At 60.5% G+C, this 16078-nt stretch carries 12 protein-coding genes; 9 read left to right on the top strand and 3 right to left on the bottom strand.

What is annotated here, in order from left to right:
- Nucleotides 1–289: 289 nt before the first annotated feature.
- From FH08_RS0114110 to FH08_RS0114090, 5 genes are all read left to right on the top strand, one after another.
- Nucleotides 290–3148 (top strand): 2-oxoglutarate dehydrogenase E1 component, encoded by a 2859-nt coding sequence (locus FH08_RS0114110; RefSeq protein ID WP_031358943.1) that lies wholly within the window; start codon nt 290–292, stop codon nt 3146–3148.
- 215 nt (nt 3149–3363) lie between these two features.
- Nucleotides 3364–4665, top strand: a complete 1302-nt coding sequence (odhB, locus tag FH08_RS0114105; RefSeq protein ID WP_031358942.1) for a 2-oxoglutarate dehydrogenase complex dihydrolipoyllysine-residue succinyltransferase — start codon at nt 3364–3366, stop codon at nt 4663–4665.
- A gap of 102 nt (nt 4666–4767) precedes the next feature.
- Nucleotides 4768–6198 carry a dihydrolipoyl dehydrogenase gene (lpdA, locus tag FH08_RS0114100; protein ID WP_031358941.1) on the top strand — a complete coding sequence of 477 codons (1431 nt, stop codon included), beginning with the start codon at nt 4768–4770 and terminating at the stop codon, nt 6196–6198.
- A 153-nt stretch (nt 6199–6351) separates the two neighbouring features.
- The gene (zapE, locus tag FH08_RS0114095) at nt 6352–7449 is read left to right on the top strand and encodes a cell division protein ZapE (protein ID WP_031358940.1); all 1098 of its coding nucleotides are present in this window, start codon (nt 6352–6354) and stop codon (nt 7447–7449) included.
- Nucleotides 7450–7643: 194 nt separating this feature from the next.
- Nucleotides 7644–8120 (top strand): transposase, encoded by a 477-nt coding sequence (locus FH08_RS0114090; RefSeq protein WP_075583338.1) that lies wholly within the window; start codon nt 7644–7646, stop codon nt 8118–8120.
- Between the two features lie 114 nt (nt 8121–8234).
- Here FH08_RS0114090 and FH08_RS0114085 read toward each other — a convergent pair whose 3' ends face one another.
- The 3 genes from FH08_RS0114085 to FH08_RS0114075 form a co-directional block, all read right to left on the bottom strand.
- A complete protein-coding gene (locus FH08_RS0114085) occupies nt 8235–8708 on the bottom strand; it encodes a DUF2147 domain-containing protein (RefSeq protein WP_031358938.1) in 474 nt (157 codons plus the stop codon).
- 160 nt (nt 8709–8868) lie between these two features.
- The gene (locus FH08_RS0114080) at nt 8869–10572 is read right to left on the bottom strand and encodes a ShlB/FhaC/HecB family hemolysin secretion/activation protein (protein ID WP_031358937.1); all 1704 of its coding nucleotides are present in this window, start codon (nt 10570–10572) and stop codon (nt 8869–8871) included.
- A 517-nt stretch (nt 10573–11089) separates the two neighbouring features.
- Nucleotides 11090–13090 carry a collagen-like triple helix repeat-containing protein gene (locus FH08_RS0114075; RefSeq protein WP_031358936.1) on the bottom strand — a complete coding sequence of 667 codons (2001 nt, stop codon included), beginning with the start codon at nt 13088–13090 and terminating at the stop codon, nt 11090–11092.
- An 879-nt stretch (nt 13091–13969) separates the two neighbouring features.
- Here FH08_RS0114075 and FH08_RS50425 point away from each other — a divergent pair.
- From FH08_RS50425 to cpaB, 4 genes are all read left to right on the top strand, one after another.
- Nucleotides 13970–14131 (top strand): Flp family type IVb pilin, encoded by a 162-nt coding sequence (locus FH08_RS50425; RefSeq protein ID WP_075583337.1) that lies wholly within the window; start codon nt 13970–13972, stop codon nt 14129–14131.
- A 244-nt stretch (nt 14132–14375) separates the two neighbouring features.
- Entirely contained in the window at nt 14376–14951 is a 576-nt protein-coding gene (locus FH08_RS0114065) for an A24 family peptidase (protein WP_031358935.1), read from the top strand.
- A gap of 122 nt (nt 14952–15073) precedes the next feature.
- Entirely contained in the window at nt 15074–15493 is a 420-nt protein-coding gene (locus FH08_RS0114060; RefSeq protein ID WP_051888283.1) for a TadE/TadG family type IV pilus assembly protein, read from the top strand.
- Between the two features lie 33 nt (nt 15494–15526).
- A partial coding sequence (cpaB, locus tag FH08_RS0114055; protein ID WP_031358933.1) for a Flp pilus assembly protein CpaB occupies nt 15527–16078 on the top strand: 552 nt, incomplete at its 3' end.

The raw sequence follows: 16078 nt of genomic DNA, 5'->3' as shown, positions 1-16078 counted from the left end.
AGCATGTTGAAAAAGCCGCCTTCGGGCGGCTTTTTCGTTGGTGTAAAACGCTGCGCCAGATGCGTCCCTTATTCGCGAAAGGTCCTCGAAAGCCCGCTGCATAAGCACTTCGGGTGCGACCATCGGCCCGTCGACGCATTGATCTGTGCTATGCTAGAGAAAGTATTGCCAGTTTTAGGTCCTTCCAAGCAGACTTGATTCGCGCAATCCGCTAAACGGTCAGGCCGTGTTGCGGAAGGTTGAGTAACCCGCTATTTCTCGAGAAACTCGAAGAAAGGTGAGCGTAAAAATGATGAAGAATCCCCAGCTGAACTCTTATTTGTTCGGCGGTAATGCCCCGTATGTCGAAGAACAGTACGAGGCATATCTCGATAATCCCGCGTCAGTGCCCGAGACCTGGCGTACCTATTTCGATGCGTTGCAGAACGTGCCTGCATCGGATGGGACGAATCACAACGACGTGGCCCACGGCCCGATCGTCGAATCATTCGCGCAACGCGCGAAATCGAACGGCTTCGTGCCGCGCGAGAGCACGGGTGATCTGGCGACCGCGCGCAAGCAGGTCTACGTCCAGTCGCTGATTGGCGCTTACCGTTTCCTCGGCTCCCAATGGGCCAACCTCGATCCGCTGAAGCGCCGCGAGCGCCCGGCCATTCCTGAGCTCGAACCCGCGTTCTACGACTTCACCGAAGCCGACATGGACCAGACGTTCCATGCACAGAACCTGTATTTCGGCTTCGAACAGGCATCGCTGCGCGAGATCGTCAAGGCATTGCGTGATACGTACTGCGGCACGATCGGCGCCGAATTCATGTACATCAGCGATCCGGAACAGAAGCGCTGGTGGAAAGAGAAGCTCGAATCAATCCGCTCCACCCCAAATTTCTCCCCTGACAAGAAAAAGCACATTCTTCAGCGCCTGACGGCGTCCGAAGGGCTCGAGCGTTTCTTGCATACGAAATATGTCGGCCAGAAGCGCTTCTCGCTGGAAGGCGGCGAAAGCTTCATCGCGTCGATGGACGAAGTCGTGCGCCACGCGGGCGCGGCAGGCGTGCAGGAAATCATCATCGGCATGGCTCACCGCGGACGTCTGAACGTTCTCGTGAACACGCTGGGCAAGATGCCGGCTGACCTGTTCGCCGAATTCGAAGGCAAGCACGTCGATGACCTGCCGGCCGGTGACGTGAAGTATCACAAGGGTTTCTCGTCGGACGTATCGACCGACGGCGGTCCGGTGCACTTGTCGCTCGCGTTCAACCCGTCGCACCTTGAAATCGTGAACCCGGTGGTCGAAGGGTCGGCGAAGGCACGGATGGATCGTCGCGGCGACATCGACGGCCTGCAAGTGCTGCCGGTCCAGATTCACGGCGACGCGGCGTTTGCCGGTCAGGGCGTGGTGATGGAAACGCTGAACCTCGCGCAAACGCGCGGTTACGGCACGCACGGCACGCTGCATATCGTCATCAACAACCAGATCGGTTTTACGACGTCCGACCCGCGCGATGCGCGCTCGACGCTGTATTGCTCGGACGTGGCGAAGATGATCGAAGCGCCGGTGCTGCACGTGAACGGCGACGATCCGGAAGCGGTCGTGCTGTGCACGCAGCTGGCTATCGATTTCCGCATGCAGTTCCACAAGGACGTGGTTGTCGACATCATCTGTTTCCGCAAGTTGGGTCACAACGAGCAGGACACGCCGGCTGTCACGCAGCCGCTGATGTACAAGACCATCGCGAAACATCCGGGTACGCGCGCGCTGTACGCTGAAAAGCTCGTGCAGCAAGGCGTAATCACGGCAGAAGACGGCGATGGTTACGTGAAGGCGTACCGCCAGGCAATGGACGACGGTCATCACACGGTCGACCCGGTGCTCTCGAACTACAAGAGCAAGTACGCGGTGGACTGGGTGCCGTTCCTGAACCGCAAGTGGACCGACGCCGCCGACACAGCCGTGCCGCTGGCAGAACTGAAGCGTCTCGCTGAACGCATCACCACTGTTCCCGATAACTTCAAGGTGCATCCGCTGGTCGAGCGCGTGATCAATGATCGCCGCGCGATGGGCCGTGGTGAAGCGAAGCTCGACTGGGGCATGGGCGAGCATCTGGCTTACGCGTCGCTGGTGGCATCGGGTTACGCCGTGCGTCTCACGGGCCAGGATTCAGGCCGTGGCACGTTCACGCACCGTCACGCTGTGCTGCACGACCAGAACCGCGAGCGCTGGAACGACGGTACGTACATTCCGCTGCAGAACATCGCTGAAGGTCAGGCGAAGTTTACGGTGATCGACTCGGTGTTGTCGGAAGAAGCAGTGCTCGGTTTCGAGTACGGTTATTCGACCGCGGAACCGAACACGCTCGTCGCGTGGGAAGCGCAATTCGGCGACTTCGTGAACGGCGCGCAAGTGGTGATCGACCAGTTCATCTCGTCGGGCGAAGTGAAGTGGGGCCGCGTTTCCGGTCTCACCATGCTGCTGCCGCACGGGTATGAAGGGCAAGGTCCGGAGCACTCGTCGGCGCGTATCGAACGGTTCCTGCAACTGTGCGCGGATCACAACATGCAAGTGGTCCAGCCGACCACGCCGGCGCAGATTTTCCATCTGTTGCGCCGTCAGATGATCCGCTTGTTCAGGAAGCCGCTGATCGTCGCTACGCCGAAGTCGCTGCTGCGTCACAAGGAAGCGGTGTCGGATCTGTCGGAACTGGCGAAGGGCTCGTTCCAGCCGATCATCGGCGAAGTGGATGGCACGATCGAGCCGAAGAAGGTCAAGCGCGTGATCGTGTGTTCAGGTCGCGTGTATTACGACCTCGTGGCGCATCGTCGCGAAGCGAAGGCGAACGACATCGCGATCATCCGTATCGAACAGTTGTATCCGTTCGCTCACAAGCAATTCGACGCGGAAATCAAGAAATACGAAAACGCGAACGAAGTGGTCTGGGCACAGGACGAGCCGCAGAACCAGGGCGCCTGGTTCTACGTCGAGCACCACCTGCGTGAAGGCATGCGTGAAGGACAGAAGCTGGCTTACAGCGGCCGTCCGGCATCGGCATCCCCGGCAGTCGGCTACTACGCGAAGCACTACGAGCAGCTGAAGGCGCTGATCGAAGGCGCGTTTGGCCGGTTGAAGGGCGCGCAGACGATCTCGAAGTAAGCGGTTTGACCGGGGAGTGCCGCTGTTGGCGGCTCCCCGGTTTTTCATGCGCTGTCCTGTGATTCGAGTTTCGATTTTGAACGTGAAATGCAGACGCAGCGCTCGACGTTAGTTAGGCGCGCGCGGCATTTGCACGTTTCGGTCACCCAAGAATTGACGGCGTCGAACTCCTCAAGAATTGACGTTGTACCCAGATACATTCAGGAAAAAACATAATGTCTATCGTAGAAGTCAAGGTTCCCCAGCTTTCAGAGTCCGTGTCCGAAGGCACTTTGCTGACGTGGAAGAAAAAGCCGGGCGAAGCAGTTGCCATCGACGAAATTCTCGTTGAAGTGGAAACGGATAAAGTCGTGCTGGAAGTGCCGGCACCGGCTGCAGGCGTGCTGGCGCAAGTGATCAAGCATGACGGCGATATAGTCACGGCCGAAGAATTGATCGCGACGATCGATACGGAAGCGAAAGCGGGCGCAGCGCCCGTTGCCGCCGCTGCAGGCGCTGCTGAAGTGCAGCCGGCACCGGCCGCGCAACCGCAACAGGAAGCTGCAACGGCAACGGCCAGCGCTTCGGCTTCGAACACCTCGGCTTCGCCTTCGGCTGCGAAGATCCTGGCTGAGAAGAACGTCTCGAGCGACCAGGTTTCGGGTTCGGGCCGCGATGGCCGTATCACGAAGGGCGATGCACTGGCTGCGCCTCAAGGTGCGCCGGCTGTTTCCGCTGCTGTGGCGGCGCCTGCTGCAAAGGCTGCCGCGCCTGCCAAGGCCGCACGCCCGTCCCTGCCGGACGTGAAGGCGCCGGGTGCCGACCAATGGCTGAAGGATCGTCCGGAACAACGCGTGCCGATGTCGCGTCTGCGCGCACGTATCGCCGAACGTCTGCTCGAGTCGCAGCAAACCAACGCCATCCTGACCACGTTCAACGAAGTGAACATGGCGCCGGTGATGGACCTGCGTAACAAGTACAAGGACAAGTTCGAGAAGGAACATGGTGTGAAGCTCGGCTTCATGTCGTTCTTCGTGAAGGCTGCCGTCCATGCGCTGAAGAAGTACCCGTTGGTCAATGCGTCGATCGACGGTAACGACATCGTTTATCACGGCTACTTCGATATCGGTATTGCGGTCGGTTCGCCGCGTGGTCTCGTGGTGCCGATCGTTCGCAATGCGGATCAATTGAGCCTGGCTGACATCGAGAAGAAGATTGCTGAGTACGGCGTGAAAGCGCGCGACGGCAAGCTGTCGATCGAAGAAATGACCGGCGGCACGTTCTCGATCTCTAACGGCGGCGTGTTCGGTTCCATGTTGTCCACACCGATTATCAACCCGCCGCAGTCGGCCATCCTGGGCGTGCACGCAACGAAGGAACGCGCAGTGGTCGAGAACGGCCAGATCGTGATTCGTCCGATGAACTACCTGGCGCTGTCTTACGACCATCGGATCATCGACGGCCGCGAAGCGGTGTTGTCGCTGGTCGCGATGAAGGATGCGCTGGAAGATCCGTCTCGCTTGCTGCTGGACATCTAAGCCGTTGTTGGCCCTTTAAATCTGGCAGTAAAACCTTATTTGGGACTCATGGCGCGTTCGGTAGGCCCGGCGCGTCGTGTATCCAACAAGAGAAGGATAGTCATGTCCAAAGAATTTGATGTCGTCGTGATTGGTGCAGGCCCTGGCGGTTACATCGCGGCGATTCGCGCAGCGCAACTTGGCAAGTCGGTTGCGTGTATTGAAAGCTGGAAGAACCCGGCCGGTAACCTGAAGCTCGGCGGCACGTGCCTGAACGTGGGCTGCATTCCGTCGAAGGCATTGCTGGCATCGTCGGAAGAATTCGAAAACGTTTTGCATCACCTCGGCGATCACGGCATCAATGTGGGTGACGTGAAGCTCGACCTCGCAAAGATGCTTGCCCGCAAGGAAGGCATTGTCGAGAAGATGACGAAGGGGATCGAGTTCCTGTTCCGCAAGAACAAGATCACGTGGCTGAAGGGTCACGGCAAGTTCACCGGCAAGACGGACGCCGGCGTGCAGATCGAAGTGAGCGGCGAAGCAGAAACCGAAACCGTGACCGCGAAGAACGTGATCATCGCGACGGGATCGAAGGCGCGCCATCTGCCGGGCATTCCGGTCGACAACAAGATTGTCGCGGATAACGAAGGTGCGCTGTCGTTCGACGCCGTGCCGAAGAAGCTCGCCGTGATCGGCGCGGGCGTGATCGGGCTGGAACTGGGTTCGGTGTGGCGTCGTTTGGGCGCGGACGTGACCGTGCTTGAAGCGTTGCCCGCGTTCCTCGGCGCATGCGATGACTCGCTCGCGAAAGAAGCCGCGAAGCAATTCAAGAAGCAAGGTCTGGACATTCATCTCGGCGTGAAGATCGGCGAAGTGAAGACGACGGATTCGAGCGTCTCGGTGGCGTACACGGACAAGGACGGCAACGCGCAGACGCTCGATGCTGACCGCCTGATCGTGTCGATCGGCCGCGTGCCGAACACCGATAACCTCGGTCTGGAAGCCATCGGCCTGAAGGCGGATGAACGCGGTTTTGTTCCTGTCAATGACCACTGCGCGACCAGCGTGCCGAACGTGTATGCAATCGGCGACGTGGTGCGTGGCCCGATGCTCGCGCATAAGGCCGAGGATGAAGGCGTGCTGGTGGCTGAGATTATCGACGGTCAGAAACCGCATATCGACTACAACTGCATTCCGTGGGTGATCTACACCGAACCGGAAATTGCGTGGGTCGGCAAGACGGAACAGCAGCTCAAGGCCGAAGGCCGCGAGATCAAGACCGGCCAGTTCCCGATGATGGCCAATGGCCGCGCGCTGGGTATTGGCAAGGCAGATGGTTTCGTTAAGATGATCGCCGATGCGAAGACCGACGAGCTGCTCGGTTGCCACATCATTGCGGCGAACGCGTCGGACCTGATTGCTGAAGCCGTGGTGGCGATGGAGTTCAAGGCGGCATCGGAAGATATCGGCCGGATCTGCCATCCGCACCCGTCGTTGTCGGAAGTGATGCGCGAAGCAGCGCTCGCCGTCGACAAACGCGCGCTCAATATGTGAACGTAGCAACACGCGGCACAGTTTGAGCAGCAGGACGAAGGCGGGCGGGAGTTTTCCCGCTCGCCTTTGTTTTATCCACGGCCTTTGTTCCCTTGGCTCATTTGGCTCATTTGGCTTATATGGCCCATTTCAGGGCACCCGGTCCCTCGCACCATGAACGTCAACGAATACTACGAAAACGAACTGCAGACGAGGGGTTACCATTCGGACGCAGCCCAACTGGCGGCGGTCGAACGCTTGCAGCGTTGCTACGACGAGTGGGTCGCGTACAAGGCGCGCCGCTCGAATGCGTTCAAGAAGCTGATCGTGCACCCGGAGTTGCCGCGTGGCGTCTACATGTGGGGCGGCGTGGGGCGCGGCAAGAGCTTCCTGATGGACAGCTTCTTCGCGGTCGTGCCGGTGCAGCGAAAGACACGCCTGCACTTCCACGAGTTCATGCGCGAGGTGCATCGCGAGCTGGAAGAGTTGAAGGGCACGGCCGATCCGCTAGATGAACTCGCGCGACGCGTGGCGAAGCGCTACCGGTTGATCTGTTTCGACGAGTTTCATATCTCGGATATTGCCGACGCCATGATTCTTTATCGGCTGCTTGATCGCTTGTTTGGCGCCGGCGTGCAGTTCGTGATGACGTCGAACTACGATCCCGATTTGTTGTATCCCGATGGTTTGCATCGCGACCGGCTGCTGCCTGCTATTGAGCTGATCAAGTCGAAGCTGGACGTGATCAATGTCGATGCCGGCACGGATTATCGTAAGCGGACCTTGTCGCAAGTGACTGCATATCACACGCCGCTAGGCGCCGCCGCCGACAAGGCGCTGCGTGACGACTTCGCGAAGCTTGCCGCGGTGCCGGACGAAAGCCCGCTCCTGCGCATCGAGAAGCGCGAACTCAAGGCGCTGCGCAAAGCCGACGGCGTGGTCTGGTTCGACTTCGCCACGCTCTGCGGCGGCCCGCGTTCGCAGAACGATTACCTCGAACTGGCGAGCCGCTTCCATGCGGTGATTCTCTCCGAGGTACCGAAGATGTCGCCACGCAATGCATCGGAGGCGCGGCGGTTTACGTGGCTGATCGATGTGTTCTATGACCACAAGGTGAAGCTGTTGATGTCGGCCGCGGTGCCTGCGGAAGAACTGTACGTGGAAGGGCCGATGGCCAACGAGTTTGCCCGCACGGTGTCGCGGATTACAGAAATGCAGTCGAAGGAATATCTGGAGTCGGAGCGTCGGCTGGTGGATACATCGCTGACCTGAGTTTGGTGAGCCAGGTTCGCTGACCCGGAGCAACGTTGGCCGAACGGTCGAGTTGACAATGCGAGACTCATAATTTCGACGTGAGCTTACTGCTGTAAGGCTCCGAGCCGTATTTCAAGATTAAGACATGTCTTATTCCGGGGTTTCCGGCGGATCGGTATCTTCTAATCACTTACTTGTGATTGGAGAAAACCATGAAGCCTTACCGTGATATGTCCGACGAAGAATGGCAAATGGTGGCGCCGCTGCTGCCTGAGTTGCGTCCCCGTTCCGAGCTGCGCGGACGTCCGCTTGCCAACACCCGCGCCGTGCTCAACGGCGTACTCTGGGTGATGTACAGCGGGGCTTCATGGTCAACGTTGCCGCGCAAATATCCGTCGTATCAGACGTGTCACCGGCGCTTCAAGGCATGGCATGACTCCGGCGTGCTCGCGCGTGTGATGCAGCAGCTGTTCGGTTTGGCGAGCGAAGGTTTGTACTCGTTGATGACCTCGCGCATGCGGGTGCCCACGGAGTTGCCTGAGGGATTCGGCGGTCATGCGGTTGCGACCGATCCCACTTGGACTACCGAAGTGCACGGCGACGCGCGGCCAGTGCTCGTGCCGCCGGCTGCGGTTACCCCGGCCGGCCCGGTTGAATACGTGCGCGGCGGTGTGCGTCACGCGGCTTGACCAGCGGGAGGAAATTCGAGAGACGCTCGCTCGTGTACAAAAAACCCGGCTGGAGACCTTGAGTCTCCAGCCGGGTTTTCTTTTGCGTCACGCATTCAGTCAGACTCAGCGTTCTTACTGTTGCCGAATCCAGGTTTGCGAGCGTCCGAGCAGCGATATGCCAATATATCCGCGCACCACGAGTTTCTGTCCGCCTTCGTCCAGGTGCATCTTGCATTTGTACACCTTGCCGTTCTCGGGGTCGAGGATCTGGCCGCCGTCCCATGTGTCGCCATCGGGTTTCATGCCGTCGATGATGGTCATGCCTTTCATCAACTGGTCCTTGCGTGAATCCGTGCAGGCCGTGCAGCGGCGGTTCGGATCGTCGTTGCTGCCGAGTCCGGTGAGGATCTTGCCGGTGAGCGTGCCGTCGCCGTCCTGGACAATTTGCACAAGCGCCTTGGGCTGACCGGTCTTGTCGTCGATGGTTTGCCAGAGTCCCGTGGGCGATGCGGCCTGCGCCATGCTTGTTGCGGCCGAGGCGAGTAGTGCACCGGCAAGCAGGATGCGTCCGACATGCCGGTGCGCGCGCTGGGAAAGTCCTCTCATGCTTCCTCCTTGAGGTAAAACGTCTCTTGATATGTTGACCATGCTGTCATTATTGCCGGCCCCGCAGGGCGCAGCGTGCCGCACAGAATACGACAAAGCATGGGGAGCGTTTTGTACAAACCCTCTAGTCGGGCAGGGTGTTCATCAGGGTTTTCCCATGTCAATTGAATTGGTAGGAAAAGGCCGCGTTGACGCGCGGACTCCGCGATCCGTTCCCTTCCACCGGGGCGTCGCCAACCGGTTTCGCCAGCGATAGATCCAGGCTGTAGTACTTCGCATCGGAGATCCGAAAGCCCACGCCTACTGACGCCAGACGGCTCGGTTTCGAACCGGCGGCGTGAAGATAGGTGTGGGCGGTATCGACGGAAACATAGGGCGTAAAGGTTTTCATGAACGCCAGGCCGATTGCAAACGGCCGGTTGATTTCCGCCGACGCGGCCCAGCCCGAATCGCCCGATGCTTCTCCCGGCTCGTAACCGAGCGCGAAGCGCTGCCCGCCAAACGCGATCTGCTCGGAAGTGGGCAGGGAGTCCGCGCTGTACTGCCCGGTCGCTGCAATCGACGTGCCGATCTTGAACGGCCATTCATTGCTCTGCGAAACCGTGGCGCCCGTGCGCACGAACGTGAGGGACGCAGGGTTGGTCGTGACCACTCCGGGAATGTTGGTGTCCGCCGACTTCGACGCCCCAAGCACATCGAACGCTTTCGCCACGTTCAGGCTCGCGCGCCTGACCGTTCCTGTGTCCACGCCGGTGTAGTCGAGTTGCAACGTCGTCACACGCACTTGCGAGCGTTGGCCCAGTTGCGCACCCGTGATGGTGTTCTTGTAGCGGTCCTCGTCGTGCGATGCGTATGCGCCCACCGTGCCGATCAGGCTGCGCGAGTTGCTCAACAAGAATGGATACGACGCGGACAAGCCTGCTTTGTCATTGACAACGGTGCGCTCGACGTAGAAGGGCAGGCCGGGGTTATCGACAGGATGTCCATAGTAGTGCGATGCATCGGCCTTGACGGTGAAGCCGTCGGTGCCGATGGGCAATGAGCCGTTGACGTCGAAATAGGTTTGATCGTTGCGGCCCTTAGGCAACAGCGCGGAGACACCCAGCGTCTCGCCCTGGCCAAGCAGGCCATTCTCCGTCGCGGTGATAATGCCCTGCACGCCCGGTTGATTCGTGTTGATGCCGGTTGCAATAGTGAACGGCTTGCGTTCGACGTCCATTTCGAGCGTGGTCGCGCCGTCGGTGGTCTGCGGCGGCGCGACGGTCGCCGCGATTTTCACACCGGGCGTGAGTCCAAGCACATTGACGTAACGCTCGAAGGTTTCCTGCCGCAACGGCCGGTCGGCGCGGATCCGGTCAGCGATCGCGCGAATGCGTTTTTCAGCAGTGCCGGGATCGCCCTTGATCTTGATATTGGCGACGTAACCCTCCACTACCGTGATGCGTACGACGCCGTTTTCAAAGGTCTGCGCGGGCACGAAGGCGAAGGAGAGCGCGTAACCCCGTTCCTTGTAAAGCGCGGTCACGCCGTTCGCCGTCTCCATCAGTTCGCCGATGGTGACGTCCTTGCCTACGAGCGCGGTGAAGCGTTGCGCGACTTCATCGAAGGGAATGGCTTTTACGCCTTCCACCTCGATCTTTTGCGGCGTCAGATGACGCGCAAGCAATTCGTGGATGTGCGGGGTTGGCGGCTGGACATCGACGGTAACGGCCGGTGGTTTTTGCGGCGCGTTCACTTGCGGCAACGCGTCGAGCGGATTACCCGCCAGAGCGGGCCGCGCAACCTGTCCGCTGGTCTGTGCCTGGGCGGCATGCGCCGCCACCGCCGCGAGCAGCAGCGTCCATTTCCATTCTTTGATATTCACGGTACGGCCCTCGTTGGCTTTTTTCGTGCGAACTGCGGAGGAGTCTGGATCGACATGACCCGAGGTCCTGCTGCGTTCGTCATCGTTTGATGCTGGGTGCTGCTTGTGCTGCATGCCTCAGTATTACGGCTCCTTGCAGCCATAACCTTTGGCTTTACTCGTTACTCTCTCAATCTATTCTCGATCATCCGTGCGCGTCATGGCTAGTTTTATCGGTTGTCCTCTCTTTTTTCGCTTGCCTTGGCTTTGTCCGTATCAAAACGATATCCGTCCGGATGAGAGCCCGGATGAGAAGCCGGCGCCGGGAACGGCGCCGGGGAAGACGAGGTCTTACCGGACACTGAGAGGATCATTAAGGGGGTTAGGTACCCGACCTCCTCGTCGCCAGGACGTGACGACAGGATGCTTCAAACCGTGAACCCGAACCTGGGGTGGTCCGGCTCACGGACCAGGTGAGCCTCAGGACATCGCTCCAGGCGAGAAGTCCCGAGGCCCGAGCGTTGCGGTGGCGTCTATTTCACTTGTTATGGGTACCGAGCAGGCCGCCCAGCAGCGAGGTCACGCCGCCCAGCGGGTTGCCCGCCGAGCTGCTGCTCGCGCTGCCGCCCGTGGTGCTCGAGAGGCCCAACCCAACGCCCACGCCGGTGGTGGTCGTTGCACCGCTCGACGGCGATTTCGTCGTCGTGGTCCCTGCACCTACGCCTGCACCTACGCCTACGCCCGCTCCGGTGACCGACGCGAGCAGTCCGCCAACCGGGTTAGCTGCACCCGTGCCCGCACCGGTACCTGACGCCGCGCCCGCCAAGCTACCTGTCAAGCCGCCTACGAGGCCCGTCACCGATGCCAGCGGGTTGCCGCCAGCGGAACCTGCCGAGCTACCCGATGTCGCGCCGGTCAGCGCACCCGTGGTGGCGCCGACTACGCCGGCGATGGGTGTCGTCACGCCGGTAGCGACAGCGCCCACGGCGTTCGTCAAGCCACCGAGCAGGCTTGCGAGAGGAGCGGTCGGGCCTGAACCTGATGTCGCACCTGCGCCGCCCACAGCACCCGTCAAGCCGCTGACCAGGCCTGCGACAGGCGCCAGCGAACCGGCTGCACCGGGCGCTGCGCCAAGGCCGCCAACCGTGCTCGCCACACCTCCGACAAGACCCGTGACCGGAGCCAGCGCACCGCCTGAGCCGCCCGTGCCGCCGATGCCTGTCAAGCCACCCGTCAAGCCGCCTACAAGGCCCGTGACGGGAGCGAGAGGAGCACTCGATCCACTTGCCCCACCCGAGCCACCGGTCAGTCCTGAGAGAATGCCTGTGACCGGGGAGAGGGGACTGGTGCCCGGTGTACCGTTCACAAGACCGCCGGCTGAGGCAAGCGTGCTACCCGTGGCCGAAACAACACCGCCAAGACCGGTCGTGAGGGGATTGTCGCCCGTCGATGCGACCGTTCCGCCCGTCGACTTCAATACGCCGCCGAGCATGGTGACCAAGTTGTCGGCGGGTGCACCGAGACCGGTTGCGGAGCCGACGGTCTGCGTGAGCGAGCCGGCCAACGCCGTGATCGGCGTGATCGCCGTGCTGACCTGCTGCGTGATCTGGCTGACTGCGCCTGTAGAAAGCGTCGTGCCGAGCGCACCGCCGGCTTGCGTGACCGCGTTGCCCAGGGTGCCTACCACGCTGCCCACCGGCGTTGTTACCGGAGCAAGCGGTGAAAGCGCGCCACTGCCGACGCTGGTGACGAGATCGCCGGCACTGCTAACGGTACCGCCCGCTTGTTGAACCACGTTGCCGGTGCTGGCGAGCGTGGTGCCCACGGGGTTGGCGCTCGAACCAATCTGGCCTAGCCCTTGCGAGACGGCGTTACCCAGCGCATCGACTGCGCCGCCGAGATGCGAGACCACGCCGCCCGCCGCCTGCGTCGTGCCGGAGCCAACGCCGGGGATGTTTGCGTTGCCGACTATCGTGCCTACGCCCGTCACTGCATTGCCCACTGCCGATACAACATTGCCCGCTCCGCCGGCCACGGCCGCAACCGGGGTCGTGACCGACGTGCCGCCGCCACTTCCGCCGCCACTTCCGCCGCCGGTACCGCCACTGGTGCCGCCACCGGTGCCGCCGCCACTTCCGCCACCGGTGCCGCCCGTTCCTCCACCCGTGCCGCCGCCAGCCACCGTCCCTCCGCCGGAACCTGTCCCTCCGCCAGAGCCTGTGCCTCCGCCGACAATGCCTGCGCCGCTACCTGTACCCGTGCCGGAGCCGCCGCCATCGGTGCCGCCGCTTGCGCCTGCGCCTGCTCCGCCGCCGGCCGTGACGCTTGCGCCGCCGCTGCCGTCACCGGCGCCGCCTGATCCGCTACCTGTAGCACCGCCGGTATCGCCGACGGTCGGTATCGCTCCGGATGCCGAACTGCCTAATTGCTTGCTGGTTGAGCCCGAGCCGCCGCAGGCGCCAAGGGTCAGCATGGTCGCGATCGCCGCAGTGAGAAAGGTGACGCGCAATGCGTCGCTTTGGATTTGATTGGTCTTCATAACGCCCTCGAATGGTATTTGGTTTTTTGCTTTTGGAACTGCCATCGTCTTATTGCAGGACGCATGCCATTTGAATGAAGGAAGATGAGCAACGTGGCCTGAACGGCGGGTTGACCGGACGGTATAAAGCCTGGCATGGCTTTGCCGGTGGTCTGACGTTACGGGAGAAACGGAGCGGCGCCGCGTTGAGGCATCACGTAACGTAACGTGCGGTTGAGACCGTTACGCCTCAAGCCGTAACGTGCGTAACGTGTCAGGCGCGTTACCTGTCCGGCTGTGCGCCCGACTGTGCACTTGACGTTTAACGTTTGACTAGTCGCACACATCAAACATCTGTCTTTCGCGGCACTGCGATGCATTCATTCAGAGGTAGTGCGAACGATTGCCAATTTAGGATGTCACTAAGCAACCCGGTTAATGCTCATGGAACTAGAGAGTACACGCTAGATAGAAAATGAATAAAGTTAATGCGATGGATTCCGTTAACCAGGCAGTTAGCCGTCGGACCGTTTGGTTAATTTCGACAAAAAATGACGAATAGCGGTAAGTGTTTGAGTACAAAGTGTTGTTGTGGCACGCGGCTGATCGATTAAGGGTAACAACTGATGAGGTTATTGCGCGTTACCTGTTGATTTCAAGATAACGTTCCGCTATAAATCGTTTCAGGGATGCATCATTTATCATCCTGACCGATTGGAGGTTTCATCGACTACACATCTAGAACCTGAGAGAAACGGCAAGTGAAAAACGCGCGCCATGACGCGCATCCAGGCATGCGGCGCCACGCCCGCGGGGAAGAGAGAACCCGTTGGCGGCGACCCCAAAAAAATGCCGGATCATTTGCCACATGGCCATTAAAAATATCCGAGGAAAAGCATCATGTCTGATTTTATCAAAGGCTTTGTCAAAGACGAACGCGGCGTCACCGCTGTTGAATACGCACTTATTGCAGGCCTTATCACGGCGGGTCTCCTGATATCCGTAGGCGGCCTCGTGACCAAGTTGACCAGCGTGTTTGCCGGTATCGTGGCTGCGCTCTAGCGCAACGGGCTTCGCGGCGACGGGCATCTGGCAACACATTCTTCTCGCTAGCAATTAGTTGACTATGCCGGCTTATTCGCCGGTATAGCAGGTTCCCTGCGCGTTGTTTGCATTAATGTTTGCATTAATGCGAATCACACGTAGGAGATCTGCTGCGCGCAGTTGTGACGCCGGGCTTTTGCAATCGACTGCTTGAAAGAGCGGTAGACGGGATTAGTTTGCCTGGTCGAAGCGAATCCATCTCATGACTAACGCAGCGTTATTCATTGGCTGGGCACTCGCGGTCGTTTTATTCGATTGCCGGTTGCGCCGCATACCCAACTGGCTCGTTATTGCGGGGCTGGCGGTGGCTTGCGTGCTTGCGGCCAGCGGCCATTCACCATTTCATATCGACCTGCCCGATGCCGCGCTTGGTCTCACGGCCGGGCTGCTTGCGCTCTTGCCGTTCTATCTGATTGGCCTGATGGGGGCAGCCGACGTCAAGGTGTTCGCCACGCTCGGTGCATGGTGCGGCTTTCACGCATTACCCACGCTGTGGATCGTGGCCAGTCTGGCCGCCGGCATGCATGTGCTGTATTTGCTTGTGTCAGCGGTGATTAAAGAGAGGCGTGCAAGCGCCCCATATACATTGGAATCCTCACCAAATTTAAATGATCATCTGAACGGTCGTCACGACGTCGCCCGATTCGGAACCGGAACCAGACGATCATCCCGGTACACCTTTATTGTCGGAGGCCGCCGGGGAACACCGTACGCTGCGTTGCTCGCGGTGTCCGCAATAGGAAAGCTGACGCTGCACGTCCTGGAGGCCGCCCGATGACTCCTTTTAAATCTGCGCGCCCCGTCTCGCCCGCTTGCCGGCGTGACCACCCGCATTCCGTCGCCGGTTCCGTCACGCATATCAAGCCGCCCAACGCCCGGCGCCGGGCGCAGCGCGGCACCATGGCGGTGGAATTTGCCATGGTGTTTCCGGTGTTCTTCCTCGTGTTTTACGCGATCGTCACCTACAGCATGATCTTCGTCGCGCAGCAATCGCTTACGTTGGCTGCATCGGAGGGCGCACGGGCGGCGCTGCGCTACCAGCCAGGTGCATCGAGCGCAGCCGGCGCACTCGCGCTGCGCGCGAGCGCGGCTTGCGCGACGGCGACGGGTCTCGTGAACTGGCTCGCGGGCAGCGCTCCGTGCACCGCCACGTATGCAGGCTGCAGCTTCGACGCAACGATGCAATGCGTGAACGTCGCGCTCAACTACAACTACGCGAGCCGGCCGCTGGTGCCTCCGCTGCCTTTGATCGGGCTGCCGGTGCCAGCGAGTCTCACTGCAAGTGCAATGGTGCAACTGAACCCGGAGAACCTGTTTTAGGCATTATTCCCGCTTGAAATAACCAGGACGAGCATGGCTAACGTTACCCGCATCCTTGCTGTTTCACTGATCGTACTTGCCGTGCTGCTTGGCATTTTCGCGTGGTCGCTCTCGCGTCGTGCTCCAATGCCGGCACCGCAAGTCGTGCAGGGTCAGGCGAGTTTGCCGGTGGTCGTCGCCACACGTGACTTGCCAGCGGGCAAACCGATTGATGCTAAGGCCCTGAGCTTGCGGATGGTTCCATCGCGTGGAGCCGGCGAGTTTGCCGATGCCGCCGGGCTCGTCGGGCGCGTGCCGCTCGTCGCGATTGCCGCCAATACACCGCTCTCCGAGGCCAGCCTCACCACCGGACTCGCCGATGCCATCGCACCCGGCGAACGGGCCATCGCGATGCGGGTCGATGAGGGTAATGCGGTGGGTAACCGGGTGCGGCCCGGCAATTTCGTCGATGTGTTTTTCATGCTCAAGCGCGATATGTCCGCCGGCCCGGGCACGAATGCGGAAGTGGACGCGACGCAAGCGCGGCTGTTGTTATCGAGGGTCCGTGTGCTCAGTTTCGGCGATGCGGCCCTTCCCGGCACGTCG

The sequence above is a fragment of the Caballeronia sordidicola genome (genome assembly GCF_000729995.1).
GTDB classification, from domain to species: Bacteria; Pseudomonadota; Gammaproteobacteria; order Burkholderiales; family Burkholderiaceae; genus Caballeronia; species Caballeronia sordidicola_A.
This window is presented reverse-complemented; position numbering and strand designations above follow the sequence as displayed.

What these genes read in the sequence shown, in the direction of transcription:
- FH08_RS0114110 (WP_031358943.1), top strand. Translation starts at nt 290, where the DNA reads ATGATGAAGAATCCCCAGCTGAACTCTTATTTGTTCGGCGGTAATGCC.
- odhB (WP_031358942.1), top strand. Translation starts at nt 3,364, where the DNA reads ATGTCTATCGTAGAAGTCAAGGTTCCCCAGCTTTCAGAGTCCGTGTCC.
- lpdA (WP_031358941.1), top strand. Translation starts at nt 4,768, where the DNA reads ATGTCCAAAGAATTTGATGTCGTCGTGATTGGTGCAGGCCCTGGCGGT.
- zapE (WP_031358940.1), top strand. Translation starts at nt 6,352, where the DNA reads ATGAACGTCAACGAATACTACGAAAACGAACTGCAGACGAGGGGTTAC.
- FH08_RS0114090 (WP_075583338.1), top strand. Translation starts at nt 7,644, where the DNA reads ATGAAGCCTTACCGTGATATGTCCGACGAAGAATGGCAAATGGTGGCG.
- FH08_RS0114085 (WP_031358938.1), bottom strand. Translation starts at nt 8,708, where the DNA reads ATGAGAGGACTTTCCCAGCGCGCGCACCGGCATGTCGGACGCATCCTG.
- FH08_RS0114075 (WP_031358936.1), bottom strand. Translation starts at nt 13,090, where the DNA reads ATGAAGACCAATCAAATCCAAAGCGACGCATTGCGCGTCACCTTTCTC.
- FH08_RS50425 (WP_075583337.1), top strand. Translation starts at nt 13,970, where the DNA reads ATGTCTGATTTTATCAAAGGCTTTGTCAAAGACGAACGCGGCGTCACC.
- FH08_RS0114065 (WP_031358935.1), top strand. Translation starts at nt 14,376, where the DNA reads ATGACTAACGCAGCGTTATTCATTGGCTGGGCACTCGCGGTCGTTTTA.
- FH08_RS0114060 (WP_051888283.1), top strand. Translation starts at nt 15,074, where the DNA reads ATGGCGGTGGAATTTGCCATGGTGTTTCCGGTGTTCTTCCTCGTGTTT.